This window comes from Streptomyces sp. NPDC088400, from assembly GCF_044753355.1.
Lineage (GTDB): Bacteria > Actinomycetota > Actinomycetes > Streptomycetales > Streptomycetaceae > Streptomyces.
On sequence record NZ_JBIVMZ010000002.1, the window covers coordinates 428,788 to 446,905 of the forward strand.

General features: G+C 71.1%; 12 protein-coding genes. 7 read left to right on the forward strand and 5 right to left on the reverse strand.

Translation table 11 applies throughout. The annotated features are described in order from the left end of the window. Window positions 1-238 precede the first annotated feature (238 nt). The 3 genes from ACIQD6_RS06850 (at window position 239) to ACIQD6_RS06860 (ending at window position 5,309) form a co-directional block, all read left to right on the forward strand. Entirely contained in the window at window positions 239-1,432 is a 1,194-nt protein-coding gene (locus ACIQD6_RS06850) for a CaiB/BaiF CoA transferase family protein (RefSeq protein WP_401878984.1), read from the forward strand. Window positions 1,433-1,664: 232 nt separating this feature from the next. After that, complete coding sequence (locus ACIQD6_RS06855; RefSeq protein ID WP_401878986.1) at window positions 1,665-2,879, forward strand: acetyl-CoA C-acetyltransferase; 1,215 nt, start codon at window positions 1,665-1,667, stop codon at window positions 2,877-2,879. A gap of 108 nt (window positions 2,880-2,987) precedes the next feature. After that, a complete protein-coding gene (locus ACIQD6_RS06860) occupies window positions 2,988-5,309 on the forward strand; it encodes a 3-hydroxyacyl-CoA dehydrogenase NAD-binding domain-containing protein (protein WP_401878989.1) in 2,322 nt (773 codons plus the stop codon). Window positions 5,310-5,388: 79 nt separating this feature from the next. On the opposite strand, the gene ACIQD6_RS06865 is transcribed toward ACIQD6_RS06860, so the two are convergent. Next, on the reverse strand, window positions 5,389-6,435 hold the full coding sequence (locus tag ACIQD6_RS06865) for a LacI family DNA-binding transcriptional regulator (protein WP_401878991.1): 1,047 nt from the start codon (window positions 6,433-6,435) through the stop codon (window positions 5,389-5,391). A 365-nt stretch (window positions 6,436-6,800) separates the two neighbouring features. On the opposite strand from ACIQD6_RS06865, the gene ACIQD6_RS06870 reads away from it, so the two are divergent. Beyond that, a complete protein-coding gene (locus ACIQD6_RS06870) occupies window positions 6,801-8,927 on the forward strand; it encodes a Xaa-Pro dipeptidyl-peptidase (RefSeq protein WP_401878993.1) in 2,127 nt (708 codons plus the stop codon). Then, window positions 8,924-10,237, forward strand: coding sequence for a M14 family metallocarboxypeptidase (locus tag ACIQD6_RS06875; RefSeq protein WP_401878995.1), 1,314 nt, complete (start codon window positions 8,924-8,926; stop codon window positions 10,235-10,237). The genes ACIQD6_RS06870 and ACIQD6_RS06875 overlap by 4 nt, the downstream gene beginning before the upstream one ends. 19 nt (window positions 10,238-10,256) lie before the next feature. Here ACIQD6_RS06875 and ACIQD6_RS06880 read toward each other — a convergent pair whose 3' ends face one another. Beyond that, the gene (locus ACIQD6_RS06880; RefSeq protein WP_401878997.1) at window positions 10,257-11,219 is read right to left on the reverse strand and encodes an FAD-dependent oxidoreductase; all 963 of its coding nucleotides are present in this window, start codon (window positions 11,217-11,219) and stop codon (window positions 10,257-10,259) included. A gap of 155 nt (window positions 11,220-11,374) precedes the next feature. Here ACIQD6_RS06880 and ACIQD6_RS06885 point away from each other — a divergent pair, with 155 nt between their 5' ends. Then, window positions 11,375-13,012: an ABC-F family ATP-binding cassette domain-containing protein gene (locus ACIQD6_RS06885; RefSeq protein WP_401878998.1), complete on the forward strand. Its 1,638-nt coding sequence runs from the start codon at window positions 11,375-11,377 to the stop codon at window positions 13,010-13,012. A 116-nt stretch (window positions 13,013-13,128) separates the two neighbouring features. On the opposite strand, the gene ACIQD6_RS06890 is transcribed toward ACIQD6_RS06885, so the two are convergent. Then, window positions 13,129-13,359 (reverse strand): tautomerase family protein, encoded by a 231-nt coding sequence (locus tag ACIQD6_RS06890; protein WP_401879001.1) that lies wholly within the window; start codon window positions 13,357-13,359, stop codon window positions 13,129-13,131. An 89-nt stretch (window positions 13,360-13,448) separates the two neighbouring features. Further along, window positions 13,449-14,234: an SDR family oxidoreductase gene (locus ACIQD6_RS06895; RefSeq protein WP_401879003.1), complete on the reverse strand. Its 786-nt coding sequence runs from the start codon at window positions 14,232-14,234 to the stop codon at window positions 13,449-13,451. A 158-nt stretch (window positions 14,235-14,392) separates the two neighbouring features. Between ACIQD6_RS06895 and ACIQD6_RS06900 the strand changes: the two genes are divergently transcribed. Then, window positions 14,393-15,298: a helix-turn-helix domain-containing protein gene (locus ACIQD6_RS06900; protein WP_401879004.1), complete on the forward strand. Its 906-nt coding sequence runs from the start codon at window positions 14,393-14,395 to the stop codon at window positions 15,296-15,298. A 184-nt stretch (window positions 15,299-15,482) separates the two neighbouring features. Here the strand turns inward: ACIQD6_RS06900 and ACIQD6_RS06905 are convergent, their stop codons facing one another. Beyond that, a complete protein-coding gene (locus tag ACIQD6_RS06905; protein ID WP_401879006.1) occupies window positions 15,483-17,960 on the reverse strand; it encodes a Tex family protein in 2,478 nt (825 codons plus the stop codon). Between the last annotated feature and the right edge of the window lie 158 nt (window positions 17,961-18,118).

An 18,118-nucleotide genomic window follows, 5' to 3' on the forward strand; every position in this document is an offset into this window, starting at 1 on the left:
CGGGCACCGGAACCTCGTCACACCGGCAACCTCGTCACACCGGAACCTCATCGAGTTGCGGAACCTCACGAGTCGCCGGACGGCATCGCGTCGCGGGACGGCATAGGCTCGACAGTGAACCAAGTGAACTAAGCGCTTGCTCGGTCCGAGAGCCCGGGAGTCCGGGAGCCTGTACCGAGCGGGACGCATTCTTGACATCGCTGGTGTTGCACCAGTGTGTAACTGTGCTGGGGGATTGATGGCAACAAGTCAGGTGGCGGCGACAGGGAACGGTCCGAAGGGCCCGCTGGCCGGGGTACGCGTGGTCGAGTTGGCAGGAATCGGGCCGGGGCCGTTCGCCGCCATGACGCTCGCCGACCTCGGTGCGGATGTCGTACGGATCGACCGGCCGGGCGGCGCGGGACTCCGTATCGATCCGGCGCACGACCTGACCAACCGCAACAAGCGCTCCGTGCTGATCGACCTCAAGGCCGAGGACGGCGCCGCCCGCGTCCTGGACCTGGTCGAGCGCGCCGATGTCCTCATCGAGGGATACCGCCCCGGCGTCGCCGAGCGTCTCGGTATCGGCCCGCAGGAGTGCCTCGACCGCAATCCGCGGCTGGTGTACGGACGGATGACCGGCTGGGGCCAGGACGGCCCGCTCGCCGAGCGCGCGGGACACGACATCAGCTATATCGCGGTCACCGGCGCCCTCTCCATGATCGGCAAGGCCGACGAGCCGCCCGCCCTCCCGGCGAATCTGCTCGGTGATTACGCGGGCGGCGCGCTCTACCTCGTCATCGGCGTGCTCGCGGCGCTCCAGCACGCCCGTACGCCGGATGGCACCGGGCAGGTCGTGGACGCGGCGATCGTCGACGGCACCGCGCATCTCACCACCATGATCCACGCGATGATGGGCGCGGGCGGCTGGCAGGACCGGCGGGGAGCCAACCTGCTCGACGGCGGCAGTCCGTTCTACGGCTCGTACGAGACCGCCGACGGCCAGTACATGGCGGTCGGCGCGCTGGAACAGCGGTTCTACAACGAATTCGTGGAGCTGTTGGGCATCGCCGACGAGCTCCCGGCGCGCACGGACTTCGAGCGCTGGGACGAGTTGCGGGACGCGGTGGCCGCTCGGTTCAGGACGAAGACCCGCCAGGAGTGGACGGCGGTTTTCGAGGGTTCCGACGCCTGTGTCGCTCCGGTGGTGTCGCTGCGTGAGGCACCGGACCACCCGCATCTCGCGGCGCGTGGCACCTTCATCGACCACGCGGGGCTCACCCAGCCGGCGCCCGCGCCCCGGTTCTCCGCCACCCCCGGATCGGTGCGGCGGCCGCCCGCGCGGCCGGGCGCGGACGGTGCGGAGATCGCCCGTGACTGGGACCTGCCCGCCGACAGCTGGGGCGGGCCCGGAGGGGACGGGGGACCCGCACACGCCAAGGAGGGCAGCTGAGTTGGAGCTCCGGAGCCTCGTATCCGAGTGCCCGAGTACACGGGTCGGCGCGTCCGGCCGACGGCCGGATCCGGACCATCGGTGGACGTACGGCCGGGAACATGACGGACGCCGTCGGCAGATCGCCGCGGTCGTGAAGGGGAACAGCCGTGAACGGGACAACCGTGAACGGGACAGTCGTGAACGGGACAGTCGTGAACCGGAATACCGGAATCGTTGAAAGGCAGTCGTCGTGAGTACCGAAGCGTTCGTCTACGACGCGATCCGCACCCCGCGGGGCCGGGGCAAGGCCAATGGCGCCCTGCACGGCACGAAGCCCATCGACCTTGTCGTCGGCCTGATCCATGAGCTGCGCGGCCGGTTCCCCGGGCTCGACCCGGCGGCGATCGACGACATCGTGCTCGGCGTGGTCAGCCCGCTCGGCGACCAGGGCTCGGACATCGCCCGTATCGCGGCGATCGCCGCCGGACTGCCCGACTCCGTCGCCGGCGTACAGGAGAACCGCTTCTGTGCGTCCGGCCTGGAAGCCGTCAACCTGGCCGCGGCCAAGATCCGTTCCGGCTGGGAGGACCTGATCCTCGCGGGCGGCGTCGAGTCGATGTCACGGGTGCCGATGGGTTCCGACGGCGGTGCCTGGGCGATGGACCCGATGACCAGCTTCGCGACCGGCTTCGCCCCGCAGGGCATCGGCGCCGACCTGATCGCCACCCTCGGCGGCTTCGGGCGGCGCGATGTGGACGAGTTCGCCGCGCTCTCCCAGGAACGGGCCGCCGTGGCCTGGAAGGAGGGCCGCTTCGCGCGCTCGGTCGTGCCGGTCCTCGACCGTAACGGGCTCACCGTCCTCGACCACGACGAGCACATGCGGCCCGGCACCACCGCCGACTCGCTCGCCGGCCTCAAGCCGTCGTTCGCCAAAATCGGCGAGATGGGCGGCTTCGACGCCGTGGTCCTCCAGAAGTACCACTGGGTCGAGAAGATCGACCATGTCCACCACGCGGGTAACTCGTCCGGCATCGTGGACGGCGCCGCCCTCGTCGCGATCGGCTCCCGGGAGACCGGCGAGCGTTACGGACTCACGCCGCGCGCCCGGATCGTCTCCGCCGCGGTCTCCGGCTCCGAGCCGACCATCATGCTGACGGGACCCGCCCCGGCGAGCCGCAAGGCCCTCGCCAAGGCCGGACTGACCATCGACGACATCGACCTGGTCGAGATCAACGAAGCCTTCGCGGCGGTCGTCCTGCGCTTCGCCGAGGACATGGGACTGTCCCTGGACAAGGTCAACGTCAACGGTGGCGCCATCGCGCTCGGCCATCCGCTCGGGGCCACCGGAGCGATGATCCTCGGCACCCTCATCGATGAACTGGAGCGCCAGGACAAGCGGTACGGCCTCGCCACGCTCTGCGTCGGTGGCGGCATGGGCGTGGCCACCGTCGTGGAGCGTCTCTGACCGTCCCCGCGACGGGCCACGTCACCGCCCTGCGACGGGCCACACCACCGGGCCTCCCCGCCACCGAGCCTTCCCGCTACGGAAATCCTCCCGAGACGGAGCAGCAGCATGAGTGAGTCCTCCACCCCGGCTTCCTCCACCCCGGCTTCCTCCCCGATTCGCTGGGAACAGGACAGGACCGGTGTCGTCACCCTCGTCCTCGACGACCCCGACCAGTCCGCCAACACCATGAACCACGCGTTCCGGCAGGCCATCACAGCCGTCGCCGACCGCGCGGAGGCGGAGAAGGACAGCATTCGCGGCATCATCGTCACGTCCGCCAAGAAGACCTTCTTCGCCGGCGGCGACCTCAAGGACATGATCAGACTCGGTCCCGAGGACGCCCGGCAGGTCTTCGAGACAGGTATGGCGCTCAAGCACGCCCTGCGCCGCATCGAAACCCTCGGCAAGCCCGTCGTCGCCGCCGTCAACGGGGCCGCGCTGGGCGGCGGTTACGAGATCGCCCTCGCCTGCCACCACCGGGTCGCCCTGGACGCGCCCGGATCCAAGATCGGCCTGCCCGAGGTCACGCTCGGACTGCTGCCCGGGAGTGGCGGGGTGATCCGTACCGTACGGCTGCTGGGCATCGCCGACGCGCTGCTCAAGGTCCTGCTCCAGGGCACCCAGTACGCACCGGGGCGCGCGCTGGAGAACGGCTTGATCCACGAAGTCGCCGCCACCACCGACGAGATGCTCGACCGGGCCCGCGCCTTCATCGACGCCCACCCGGAGTCCTGGCAGCCGTGGGACGTCAAGGGCTACAAGATCCCGGGCGGTACCCCCTCCAGCCCGCGCTTCGCCGCCAACCTGCCTGCTTTTCCGGCCAACTTGAAGAAGCAGATCGCGGGCGCCCCCTACCCGGCGCCCCGCAATATCCTGGCGGCGGCCGTCGAAGGCTCGCAGGTCGACTTCGAGACCGCGCAGACCATCGAGGCCCGCTACTTCACCGAACTGGTCACCGGACAGACCGCCAAGAACATGATCCAGGCGTTCTTCTTCGACCTCCAGGCCGTCAACTCGGGTGCGGGCCGCCCCCAGGGCATCGCCCCGCGCGAGGTCCGCAAGGTCGCGGTCCTCGGCGCCGGGATGATGGGCGCGGGCATCGCGTACTCCTGCGCACGCGCCGGTCTCGACGTCGTCCTCAAGGATGTGTCCCAGGAGGCCGCCGACAGAGGGAAGGCGCACTCCGCGAAGCTCCTCGCCAAGGCGCTCTCCCGGGGGCGTACGAGCGAGGCCGGGCGGGACGCGCTCCTCGCCCGGATCACCCCGACCGCCGACGTCGCCGATCTCGCCGGGTGTGATGCCGTGATCGAGGCGGTCTTCGAGGACACAGCGCTCAAGCACAAGGTGTTCCAGGAGATCCAGGACGTCATCGAGCCCGACGCGCTGCTCTGCTCCAACACCTCCACCCTGCCCATCACGGCGCTCGCCGAAGGCACGTCCCGGCCCGCTGACTTCATCGGGCTGCACTTCTTCTCACCGGTCGACAGGATGCCGCTGGTCGAGATCATCAAGGGCGAGCGGACCGGCGACGAGGCGCTCGCCCGCGCCTTCGACCTGGTGCGCAGGATCAAGAAGACCCCGATCGTGGTCAATGACTCGCGCGGCTTCTTCACCTCGCGCGTGATCGGGCAGTTCATCAACGAGGGTGTCGCGATGGTCGGCGAGGGCGTCGATCCCGCGTCGATCGAACAGGCCGCCGCGCAGGCCGGGTTCCCGGCCAAGGTGCTCTCGCTGACGGACGAGCTGACGCTCACGCTTCCGCGCAGGATCCGCCACGAGACGAAGCGCGCGGTCGAGGAGGCCGGAGGCACCTGGACCGGTCACCCGTCGGACGCGGTGATCGACCGGATGGTGGACGAGTTCGGGCGTACGGGACGCGGGGGCGGCGCGGGATTCTACGAGTACGGCGAGGACGGCACCCGCACCCGCCTGTGGCCGGGCCTGCGCGAGCACTTCGGCCGGGCGGCGGACACCGAGGCTCCCGAGGTGCCCTTCCGCGACGGAGAGGTCCCCGTCCGCGACGGAGAGGTCCCCGTCCGCGACGGAGAGGTCCCCGTCCGCGACGGGGAGGCCCCTTTCCGCGACGGAGAGGTCCCCTTCCTCGACATGAAGGAGCGGATGCTCTTCGCCGAGGCGCTGGATTCCGTGCGCTGCCTGGAGGAGAACGTCCTGACCTCGGTCGCCGACGCCAACATCGGCTCCATCATGGGCATCGGCTTCCCGGCCTGGACAGGCGGTGTGCTCCAGTACATCAACGGATACGAGGGCGGCCTGCCCGGCTTTGTCGCGCGTGCCCGGGAACTGGCCGAGCGGTACGGCGAGCGGTTCGAGCCGCCCGCGCTGCTGGTCGGGAAGGCGGAGAAGGGCGAGACGTTCCGTGACACGTAGGAGCCCTGAGGCGTCACGCGCGAGAGGTGAACCGAGGCCCGACGGCCGGGCAGGGCCTGCGGTCGACTGAGGCCCGCGGTCAGGCCGAGGCCCGCCGTACCAGCATGGTCGGGGTGATCACCGAGGCCGGTGCCGGCGGACCGGCGCCCGCGCGCTCCTGGTCGAGCCCTCGTAGCAACAGCCGTGCCATCAGCCGTCCCTGCCCTTCTATGTCCTGCTGGACGGTGGTCAGCGGAGGATCGGTGGCCTCGGCGACCGAGTCCATGTCGTCGAAGCCGACCAGCGCCACATCGCCGGGCACCGCCCGGCCGCGCTCCTTGAGGACGCGCAGGGCGCCCGAGGCCATCAGATCGTTGGCGGCGAACACCGCGTCCAGATCGGGGCACCGGTCCAGCAGTTCCGTCATCGCCCGCGCCCCGCTCTCCTCGGTGAACGCGCCCTCGGCGATCAGCGTCGGGTCCGCGTCCAGCAGGACGTCCCGGTAACCGTCGAGCCGGTCGTTGGCCGACGTCTGGTCGCGTGGGCCGCTGATGTGCGCGATCCGCAGCCGTCCGAGGTCACGCAGGTACTGGACGGCCTCGCGGGCGCCGCCTCGGTTGTCGGCGTCCACGTACGGCACGGCCTGATGATCCGGTGCCACCGTCCAGCTCGGCCGGCCTCCGTACACGGTCGGCATGGCCGCCCGCCGGGTGATCGCGGGTATCGGATCGTCGGTGTGCAGCGAGAAGGCGAGCGCGCCGTCGACATGGCCGCCCGCCAGATACCGGGCGATCCGCTCGTAGTCGCCGGGCCCTTCGACCAGCAGGAGCACCAACTGGGTGTCGTGTGCGGTCAGTTCCTTGCTGATGCCGCGAATCTGCTGGGAGAAGAACGGATCGCTGAAGATCCGGACCTCGGGCTCGGCGATGATCACGGCGACGGCGCCGGTGCGCCGGGTGACCAGGGTGCGGGCCGCGTGGTTCGGTACGTATCCCAGCTCCTCGACGGCCCGCAGCACCTTGTCGACCAGCGGCCGGCGCACGCCCACGCCGCCGTTGACGACCCGGGAGGCCGTGGCCCGCGAGACCCCCGCGCGCGCCGCGACGGCTTCCAGGGTGGGGCGGGAACCAGTGGACGGTTCGGACACGGCGTGCGCTCCTCGTCGGCGGATGCGGCGGCACGTACGACAGCGACGTGGGCGCGTGAGAGGCGGGCTGCCGAACGGCTATACCCTAATGCCCCTCCCGGCCATGTCGGCCGTCGCTCCTCGGCGGGCAACATCGCCGGTCGCGGCACGGGACGAGTCATGCCGAAGCCCCGCCCGCGCGATCGTGCCCGGCGCACACGTACGCACACAGAGATGCACGCTCGCCGCGTTGCCGAAATGCCCCGACATGGTCCGCCCCGTCGGCCGGAATCGTCCAGGCTGTCCCCCGTACTCCGTCCGCCGGTCCCTCCTGCCTCTTGACTGCCCTCTTTTGCAGGGGAGTTGACCGAGGTACCTTCCGCCCCATGGAGATCCCTACGCGGAGTGCCCGCAGGTCGTACAGAACGTTGGTCGTGGCGGCCTCCGCCGCGCTCCTGGGGGTTTTACTCACCCCGACGGGAGCACAGGGCGCTGATCGGCAACAGGGCGTTCAACAGGCGGTGGACAGACCCTCCGCTCGGGAGACCGGGGAGACCGGGGAGGCCCGGGAGGGCAAGCAGATAGCGGAGACCCGTGAGGCCCGCGAGATCCCCAAGCCCTCCAAGCCTCCCAAACCCCCCAAGACCCGCGAGAGCCAACCCGTCTACTCCTACTCCGACGCCATACGCGAGTCCGTCTGGGTGGACACCGGACTCGACGGCGACGGAGACGGCAGGACCGACCGCGTCGCCGTCGATGTCGTCCGCCCCGCCGAGCCCGCGCAGCAGGGCCGGAAGATCCCCGTGATCATGGACGCCAGCCCGTACTACTCCTGCTGCGGACGCGGCAACGAGAGCCAGAAGAAGACCTACGACGCGGACGGCAACCCGCTCTCCTTCCCCCTGCACTACGACAACTACTTCGTGCCGCGCGGCTACGCCTTCGTCGCAGTGGACCTGACCGGGACCAACCGCTCCGACGGCTGTGTCGATGTCGGCGGCCGGTCGGACGTCCAGTCCGCCAAGGCCGTCGTCGACTGGCTGAACGGCCGTGCCCACGCCTACGCCGATCGCACCGGTACCACCCGGGTGGCGGCCGACTGGACCACCGGCGCCACCGGCATGATCGGCAAGAGTTACGACGGCACCGTCGCCAACGGCGTGGCCGCCACCGGCGTCGAGGGACTGAAGACCATCGTCCCGATCGCCGCGATCACTTCCTGGTACGACTACTACTTCGCCCAGGGCGCCCCCCTCTACGACTCCGGGCCCGAATGGCTCTCCGACTACGTGGAGAGCCCCGCCGCCCGGGGCCGCTGCCAGGCGGTCCAGCAGCGCCTGGTCGACGAGGCACCGCGCAGCGGCGACTGGACCGAGCTGTGGACCGAGCGCGACTACGTACGCGACGCGCACCAGGTCAAGGCCAGCGTCTTCGCCGTCCACGGCATGCAGGACCTCAACGTCCGTACCAAGCACCTCGGCCAGTGGTGGGACGCGCTCGCCGACGCGGGCGTGGAGCGCAAGATCTGGCTCTCCCAGACCGGCCATGTCGACCCGTTCGACTTCCGCCGCACCGACTGGGTGCCCACCCTGCACCGCTGGTTCGACCACTACCTTCTCGGATACGACAACGGCATCGACCGCGAACCCATGGCGGACATCGAGCGCGCCCCCGACCAGTGGTCCACCGACCGGGTCTGGCCGCCGAGCGCCACCGATGCCACCACCCTGCGCCCCGGCAAGGGCGCGGCCCCCGGCGTCGGCACGCTTGGCCGGGCGCCCGCCGCTCCCGGTGCGACCGAGACCTTCACCGACGACCCGCGACTCGGCGAGACCGACTGGGCGGCCGACATCGACCGGTCGACCCCGGCCAAGTCCGGTTTCGTCACCCGGCCGCTCAGCACCGACCTGCGGCTGTCCGGCTCCTCCACGGTGACCGTCACCGCCACACCGTCCACCTCGACCGCCCATCTCTCCGCGGTACTCGTCGACCTCGGCCCGGACACCATCCGCGACTACACCGCGTCGGGCGAAGGCATCACCACCCTCACCGAACGCACCTGCTGGGGCCCGAGCACCACCGCGGACAGCTCCTGCTACCTGAAGACCGCGGCCCGGACGGCCGACGTGGACCACACGGTCTTCAGCCGCGGCTGGGCCGACCTCGGCACCTACGCGTCCGCCGGCCAGGGCCGTCCACTCACCCCGGGCAAGCCCTACACCCTCACCATCGATCTCGCCGCGAGCGACCATGTCGTCCCGGCCGGCCACCGGCTCGCCCTGATCATCGGCGGTACGGACAAGGGCCTCATCGATCCGCCGTCCACCACCCCGGCCCTCACCCTCGATCTGGCCGGAACGTCCGCGAAGCTGCCGCTCGTCGGCGGCGCGGAGGCGTTCACCCGCGCCGCGACCGGAGCGGTCCCACCGCACAGCGCACCCCGCGAGTCCCGTCCGAACGGCGTGGCCGAGCCGCGCCGGACACCTCCGATCCCGGGAGACCGCAGCCGATGACACCGCGCGTACGCACCCTCGTCCGCCTTCGAGTCGCCGTGCTGGCGGCGACCACCGCGGCCCTCGTCCTGCCCACGGCAGCCGTCTCGGCCGAGGCCGGTTCCACCACGGCCCGCACGTCCACCGGGCCGCGTACCGAATTCGAGACCAGCGACGGAGCGAACTGGACCAGCCAGCCGCAGGAACAGGAGTTCCTGGCCGCCGTCGACCGGGGGAGCGAACGTGCCTCCCTCTCCACCATCGGCACCACCGCGCAGGGCCGCCCGCTCCAGCTCGTCGAGCTCGGCGCCCGGCGCGCGGCCGCCACCGTACTGCTGGTGTGCAGCCAGCACGGCGACGAGCCGTCGGGCCGCGAGGCGTGCCTGACCACGGTCCGCGATCTCGCCTACGCCAAGGACCGCGAAACGCGGCGCTTCCTGGCCCGTACGAGCGTCCTCGTCGTCCCCACCGCCAACCCGGACGGACGGGCCGCCGACACCCGCGGCAACTCCGACGACGTGGACATCAACCGCGACCACATCGCGCTCAAGACCGCCGAGGGCCGGGCCATGGCCGCCGTCATCCGCGACCGGAGCCCGGACGTCATCTACGACCTGCACGAGTACGGCGCCACCCCGCCGTACTACGACAAGGACCTGTTCGACCTCTGGCCGCGCAACCTCAACACCGACACCCGTGTCCACGACGAGTCGCGGACCCTGTCGGAGCGGTACGTGCGCCCCGCCGCGCGCGAGGGCGGCCACTCGATCGGTACGTACGGCATCTGGACCGACCCGGCGACCGGTGACCCCATCAAGCAGACCGCGGGTGACGGCCAGGAGCGCATCCTGCGCAACGCCTCGGGCGTCAAACACGCGATCGGCCTGCTCATCGAGAGCCGGGTCGACGCGCTCACCGATGCCGAGATCTCCGACGCGGCGCTGAACAACCGGCGCCGCGTGACCAGTCAACTCGACTCCCTGAAGGGCTTGTTCGCCTTCACAGGCGAGCGCCGCGCACAGATCACGACCGCCACGGCCGCCGCCCGGCTGGCCGGGCTGAAGGACCGCGGCCCGGTCTATCTCGGCGGCGCGGACAACGACCCCGCGGCCCCCGGGGAGATCCTTCAGGACCCGCCGTGCGGCTACCGGCTCGACGCGGATCAGTACGGCGACGTCAAGGACGAACTCGCCCTGCACGGAGTGGTGTCCGTGCCGCGCGGCAAGGGCGCCCTCGTACCGCTTCGCCAGTCGCAGCGCGATCTGGTGCCGCTGCTGCTCGACGAGCGGGCGGAGTACCACCTGACCGCCGGGAGGCCCGCCGACTGCTGAAGGCCGCTCCCGGCACGTTCTACCCCACCGCCAGTTGTGCGGCCTCCTCCGCGCAGCCCCAGGCCACGGTGACTCCCGCGCCGCCGTGGCCGTAGTTGTGCACCAGCCGGGCGCCCCCGGGCAGTGGTACGGCCTCCAGCCGGACCCGGGGGCGCACGGGGCGCAGCCCCACCCGGTGTTCCAGCACCCGCGCCCTGGCGAGCGCGGGGTGGATCCGGGCGCAGCGCGCCACGATGGCCTCCGCCTCCACCGGGTCGGGGCGCAGATCCCAGTTGTGCTCACTCGTCGTACCGCCGAGCAGCAGGCCGTACGGCTGCGGCATCACGTACGTCATGTCGGCGGAGCCCCCCAGCGACATCACGAACCACTCGTCGATCCCCGGGTTCTCCACGATCACCACCTGCCCGCGCGCCGGATACAGCGACGCGTCGGGCACCAGCTGCCGCGCGCCCATCCCGGTGCAGTTCACCACGACCGATGCCTCGGCGGCCGACTCGTCGAAGCCGGTGACGGAACGCCGTTCCACGGTGCCGCCCGCCGCGCGGAACCGCTCCTTCAGATACCGCAGATGGACGGGCATGTCGATCAACGGGACAGTGGCCCGCAGCCCATGCCCGACGCCGTCGGGCAGTTCGTCCGCACGCGCCTCACGCAACCCCCCGACCCGGGACGCCCAACTGCCCAGCTCCGCGGGCAGAGCGTCCGCCATCACCCCTGGGACGATATGCACTCCGGTCCTGTCCGGGTGCTCCGCGAACCGCTCGTACCTGCTCAGCGACTGTTCCATCCATACGCCGATCCGATCCACGGGCTCGATGCGGTACGGCCAGAAGAGCGCCCCCGCCACCGCGGAGGTGGTTCGCCCGACTGGATCGCGGGTCCACAGCCCGACCTGGTGACCGCCCTCGGCGAGCACCAACGCCGTTGTCAGACCTATGACTCCGCCACCCACCACGAGCACATCGCTCTTCCTGCCGTTCATGTGCGGACCGTAGCGGAATCAGGGTTCCGAGGCCCATTCCGCTACCGAGGACAGGCCAGGTCGGCGCATTCCGCCGGACGGCGACGGTCGCCGGCTCCCAGCCCCTGTACAAACTGGCGGGGCTCCTATGACACCGCACTAGAATCCACGGTCTGATGACTGCCACCCTCGTAGCCAAAGATCTCGCCGCAGGCCACGGCGACCGCTCGCTCTTCTCCGAGCTCGACCTGGTCGTCGCGCCCGGCGACGTGATCGGACTCGTGGGTGCCAACGGCGCCGGGAAGTCCACCCTGCTCCGGCTGCTCGCCGGGCTGGACACGCCCGAGGACGGGGTGCTCGGGCTCTCCCCGCCCACCGCCGAGGTCGGCCACCTTCCCCAGGAGCCGGAACGGCGCGCGGGGGAGACCGTACGGGACTTCCTCGGCCGTCGTACGGGGGTCACCGCCGCCCAGACCGCCCTGGACGAGGCCACCCAGGCGCTCGTCGACGGCGCCCCGGGCTCCGACGACGCATACGCCCTCGGCCTGGAGCGCTGGCTGAGCCTGGGCGGCGCCGACCTGGACGAACGCGCCGAGGAGATCGCCGCCTCGCTCGGCCTGACCGTCGGCCTCGACCAGCCGATGACCACCCTCTCCGGCGGCCAGGCAGCCCGCGCGAGTCTCGCCTCGCTCCTGCTCTCGCGGTACGACATCTTCCTCCTCGACGAGCCCACCAACGATCTGGACCTCGACGGCCTGGAACGTCTGGAGACCTTCGTCTCCGGCCTGCGGGCCGGCACGGTCGTCGTCAGCCACGACCGTGAGTTCCTGACGCGCACAGTGACCAAGGTGCTCGAACTCGACCTGGCCCAGCAGAAGATCACCCTCTTCGGCGGCGGCTACGAGGCGTACCTGGAGGAGCGGGAGACGGCACGGCGCCATGCCCGCGAGGAGTTCGAGGAGTACGCGGACAAGAAGGCGTCCCTGGAGACACGGGCGCACACCCAGCGGTCCTGGATGGAGAAGGGCGTCAAGAACGCCCGGCGCAAGGCGACCGACAACGACAAGATCGGTCGCAGTCTCCGCACGGAATCCACCGAGAAGCAGGCAGCCAAGGCCCGCCAGACACAGCGCATGATCGAACGCCTCGACGTCGTCGAGGAACCGCGCAAGGAGTGGGAACTCCGGATGGAAATCGCCGCCGCGGACCGCTCGGGGGCCGTCGTGGCGACGTTGAACGCCGCCGAAGTCCGCCGTGGCGGCTTCCACTTCGGCCCCGTCTCGCTCCAGATCGACCGGACCGACCGGGTCGTCATCACCGGCCCCAACGGCTCCGGCAAATCCACCCTGCTGGCCGCACTCCTCGGCCGCCTCCCCCTGGACGCGGGCCTCGCGACCCTGGGTTCGGGCGTGGTCGTCGGCGAGGTCGACCAGGCCCGCGCCCTCTTCCACGGCCCGGAAACCCTGCTGGACGCCTTCCGCCCGGCCGTCCCCGACACCGAACCGGCCGAAATCCGCACCCTCCTCGCGAAATTCGGCCTGAAAGCGGGCCACTTGCTGCGCCCCGCGACCACCCTCTCCCCGGGCGAACGCACCCGCGCGGCTCTCGCGCTCCTCCAGGGCCGAGGCGTCAACCTCCTCGTCCTGGACGAGCCGACGAACCATCTCGACCTGCCGGCCATCGAACAACTGGAGTCCGCGCTGGACTCGTACGACGGCACGCTGCTGCTGGTCACCCACGACCGCCGGATGCTGAACGCGGTACGCACGACGAGGCGCCTGGACGTAGCCAACGGCAAGGTGACGGAACGCTAGACCAAAGCCCCCACCGGGCGACGCCCAACCCACCCCGCCCGCCCAATCCGACCGGCGGGCGGGGCGGCGGCCCTCGGTTCCAAGGTGCTGGCCTGGCCGAATGACGGCCGGTGCGGTCAGGCGCCGCTGGTGTCGGCCGGTGTCGCCTCGCCGAGCATGGCGAGGGTCAGCACGTTGCCGGAGATGCCCCAGCCGCCGTCCGCGACCTCTTCGACCAGAACCATGGTGGTGTTGCGGGCGCGCTCGCCGTAGATCTCGACATACAGCTCAGTGGTGCGAGTGACGATCTCCTCCTTCTGCTTCGGGGTGAGGGTCTTCTCGGGGACCTTGAAGTTCGCGAAAGGCATGGCTGGTTGTTCCTTCTCTCAGCGGGGTGTTACCGGGAGCTGCCTGCGGTGAGCAGGCCGTCCAGATCGATGGGGTGGCTGCGGGCGGTTCAGATGATTCCGCCGTTGGCGCGGATGACCTGTCCGTTGATCCAGTGGCCGGCCGGGGAGGCCAGGAACGCGACGACCTCGGCGATGTCGGCCGGGGTACCGAGGCGCTCCAGCGGGGGCTGGGCGGCCAGGCGGGCGATGGTCTCCTCGTCCTTGCCGTCCAGGAACAGGCCGGTGGCCGTGGGGCCGGGCGCGACGGTGTTGGCGGTGACGTCCCGGCCCCGCAGCTCCCGGGCCAGGATCAGCGTCAGCGCCTCGACCGCGCCCTTGCCGGCGGCGTACGCGCCGTAGCCCGGGAAGGCCAGCCCCACCACGGACGTGGAGAACGTCACGATCGCGCCGCCGGGGCGCACACGACGGGCGGCCTGCTGGACGACGACGAACGTGCCGCGGATGTTGGTGCGGTACAGGTCGTCCAGGACGGCCAGGTCCAGCTCGGCGATCGGAGCCAGGTGCATCCGCCCGGCCGCGTGCACGACGACGTCGACGCCGCCGCCGAACTCTCCTTCGGCCGCGTCGAACAAGGCCGCGACCGCGCGTTCGTCGGCGACATCCGCGCGCACCGCGATCGCCCGGCCACCGCCGGTGACGGCCTCCTTCGCGGCGGCTTCGGCCTCGTCCTGGCTGCCGGAATAGCCGACCACGACGGCGTACCCGTCGGCGGCCAGCCGGCCGACGGTCCGGCGGCCGATGCCGCGCGAGCCGCCGGTGACGATCGCGACACGAGGCGAGGCGGGAAACCAGGCCGAGGCAGCGGTCCCGTCGCGGGAAGTGGGGATAGGCATGGCTGACTCCTGTGGTGGATGGGCGTCGGGCCGCGGCCTTGCCGTTGCCCTGCTGCGTCCTCCACGATCGGCCGGCCCCCCATCCTTAGCCAGGGCTGCGTTTACCCGGGGGATGCCACCCCCTGGCTGTGCTCTGGCGTACGAGCGACCATGGAGGGGTGAACCTTCCAGAACTCGGTGCCTTCCTCAGGACACGCCGCGACCGCATCCGCCCCGCCGAGGTCGGTCTCCCCCAAGGCCCGCGTCGGCGCGTCCCCGGGCTGCGCCGCGAGGAAGTCGCGCAGCTGGCAGGGCTGTCGGCCGACTACTACACCGAGCTGGAACGCGGCAGCGCGAAGAACCGCGTGCAGCCCTCGACCCAGACCCTGGCCGCCCTCGCCCGAGCCCTGCGCCTGAACGGCGACGAGCGCGACCACCTGTTTCACCTGGCCGAACGGCCGGTCCCCCCGTCAGCACACGGACCATCGGCACACGTGCAGCCCGCGCTCCTCGGACTTCTGGACCGGCTGTCCAACACCCCCGCGCGCGTCATCACCGACCTGCACGAAACCCTGGTGGAAAACGACCTGGCCCGGACCCTGCTCGGCAAGTCCCCGGCACACCGCGGCCCGGCGGCGAGCTTCGTGTACCGCTGGTTCACCGACCCGCAGGCGCGCGAGATCTACCCGCCCGAGGACCACCCGCACCACTCCCGGGTGTTCGTGGCCGACCTCCAAGCAGCGGCCGCCCGGCGCGGCCGGGACGCGGAGGTCACGAAGATGGTCGCCGTGCTACGCCGCCGCAGCCAGGAGTTCGCCGCCCTCTGGGACACCCACGACGTCGCGGTGCGCCGCATGGACCACAAGAGGATCGTCCACCCCATGCTCGGCGTCATCGAACTCGACTGCTACAACCTCCTCAGCGAGGACGGACGGCAACGCCTGCTGTGGTTCACCGCCCCGCCCGGAAGCCCAGGAGCCGAGCAGCTGGAACTGCTGTCTGTCGTAGGGACCCAGGAACTGAGCGTCACGGACGGCATGGCACCGGAGAGGTTGCCCGCGGCGGAAACCGGATCGCAGCGCTGACCCGCGCCACAGAGGGAGGACCGCCTTCCCCGCAAGGCGTGGCGGCCGGCACCAACGGACACCAGCCGCTGACGCGGCAGGCGCTCCCTGATCCGGCCTGATCCAAACGAAAGACCCAGGCACCGGGGCCGGCACAGCGAACCGCCCCGCCGGACGGCGCCCCGCGCCCCGCAGGGGAGTCGCCTCAGCCGCGCCCCCGCCCCCCACTTCCGCCCCCGCGTCCGCCCCGCTCAGGATCCGTCAGCCCCGCCCGCCGCAACGCGTCAGCCATCGCACTGTTCGCCGGCGCGGGCGCCCCCTGTCGCTTGGCACCACCACCGCCACCTGCGCCACCGCCACTTCCACCCGCGCCACTTCTACCCGCGCCACTTCCACCCCGGCCACCGCCACCCCCGGCTCCCTGCCGAGGCCGCGGAGGCCGACCGCCGCCGGCGCCACCGCCGCCACCACCGGACCGCTCCCGCACCGCTCCCGCCGCCTTCGCCGCCGCCTCGTCGTCCAGCCTGAGCGTCAGCGAGATCCGCTTGCGCGGGATGTCGACGTCCATCACCTTCACTTTGACCACGTCACCCGGCTTCACCACTTCCCGGGGGTCCTTCACGAACGTCCTGGACATGGCCGACACATGCACCAGGCCGTCCTGGTGCACGCCGACATCGACGAACGCGCCGAACGCCGCGACGTTGGTGACGACCCCTTCCAGCACCATCCCGGGGGACAGGTCGCCGATCTTCTCGACGCCGTCCTTGAACGTCGCGGTCTTGAATGCGGGACGGGGGTCGCGCCCCGGCTTCTCCAGCTCGCGCAGGATGTCCGTCACGGTCGGCAGGCCGAAGGAGTCGTTCACGAAATCCCCGGGCTTCAGGGAGCGCAGCACCGTCGCGTTGCCGATCAGGGACGCGACCTCGCCGCCGGTCGTCTTCACCATCGACCGCACCACCGGATACGCCTCGGGGTGCACGCTCGACGCGTCCAGCGGGTCGTCCCCGCCACGGATACGGAGGAAGCCCGCGCACTGCTCGTACGCCTTCGGGCCGAGCCGGGCCACGTCCTTGAGCGCGCGTCGCGAGCGGAACGGCCCGTTGGTGTCGCGGTGGGTGACGATGTTCTCGGCGAGTCCGGTGCCGATGCCGGACACGCGGGAGAGCAGGGGCGCGGACGCGGTGTTCACGTCGACTCCGACGCCGTTCACACAGTCCTCGACGACCGTGTCCAGCGAGCGCGACAGCTTCACCTCGGACAGGTCGTGCTGGTACTGGCCGACGCCGATGGACTTGGGGTCGATCTTCACCAACTCGGCGAGCGGGTCCTGGAGCCGGCGGGCGATGGAGACCGCGCCACGGATCGACACGTCCAGGTCGGGCAGTTCCTGGGAGGCGAAGGCGGAGGCGGAGTACACGGAGGCGCCGGCCTCGGAGACCATCACCTTCGTGAGCTTCAGCTCGGGGTGCTTGGCGCACAGCTCCCCGGCGAGCTTGTCGGTCTCGCGGGACGCCGTGCCGTTGCCGATGGCGATCAGGTCGACGTCGTGGTCCTTCGCCAGCCGCGCCAGCTTCGCGAGCGACTCGTCCCACTTGTTCGCGGGGACGTGCGGATAGATCGTGTCGGTGGCGACGACCTTGCCGGTCGCGTCGACGACGGCGACCTTCACGCCCGTACGGAACCCGGGGTCGAGCCCGAGTGTGGCGCGGGTGCCGGCGGGCGCGGCCAGCAGGAGGTCGCGGAGGTTCGCGGCGAACACCCGCACCGCCTCGTCCTCGGCGGCCGTACGAAGGCGCAGCCGCAGGTCGATCCCGAGGTGCACCAGAACGCGGGTCCGCCAGGCCCACCGGACCGTGTCCGTGAGCCACTTGTCGCCGGGGCGGCCGCGGTCGGCGACGTCGAAGCGCCGGGCGATCATGTTCTCGTACATGGTCGGACCGGGCTGTTCCGACGGCTCCTCGGGCTCCAGGACGAGGTCGAGGATGTCCTCCTTCTCGCCCCGGAACATGGCGAGCACGCGGTGGGAGGGCAGCTCGGGGAAGGCCTCGGCGAAGTCGAAGTAGTCGGCGAACTTGGCGCCGGCCTCCTCCTTGCCGGCCCGCACCTTCGCGGCCAGCCGGCCCCGCGTCCACATCCGCTCGCGCAGCTCACCGATCAGGTCGGCGTCCTCGGAGAACCGCTCGGTGAGGATGGCGCGGGCGCCTTCCAGCGCGGCGGCGGGATCCGCGACGCCCTTGTCCGTGTCGACGAACGCCGCTGCCGCCGCGAGCGGTTCCACCGAAGGGTCGCCCAACAGGCCCTCGGCGAGCGGCTCCAGACCGGCCTCGCGGGCGATCTGTGCCTTCGTCCGCCGCTTGGGCTTGAACGGCAGGTAGATGTCCTCCAGCCGCGCCTTCGTGTCGGCGGCCCTGATCCGCGCCTCCAGGGCGTCGTCGAGCTTGCCCTGCTCGCGCACGGACTCCAGGATCGCGGTCCGCCGCTCCTCCAGTTCCCGCAGATAACGCAGCCGCTCCTCGAGGGTGCGCAGCTGCGCGTCGTCGAGCATCTCGGTCGCTTCCTTGCGGTAGCGCGCGATGAACGGCACGGTCGATCCGCCGTCGAGCAGCTCGACGGCCGCCTTCACCTGCCGCTCCCGTACGCCGAGTTCCCCGGCGATCCTGCTTTCAATGGACGTCGTCACGATCACGCTCCGCTGTTCTGTGGTCCGCCGCCTGCATTGTGGCAGGTGGCGGTGACATCGGCGGGCGCAACCGGCTGCGAGCGGCGTTCAGGGCCGCCGTGGCCCGGCCCCGAACGCACCGGGGCCGGGCCGGGAGGCCGCTGGGCATCCGGACCGGA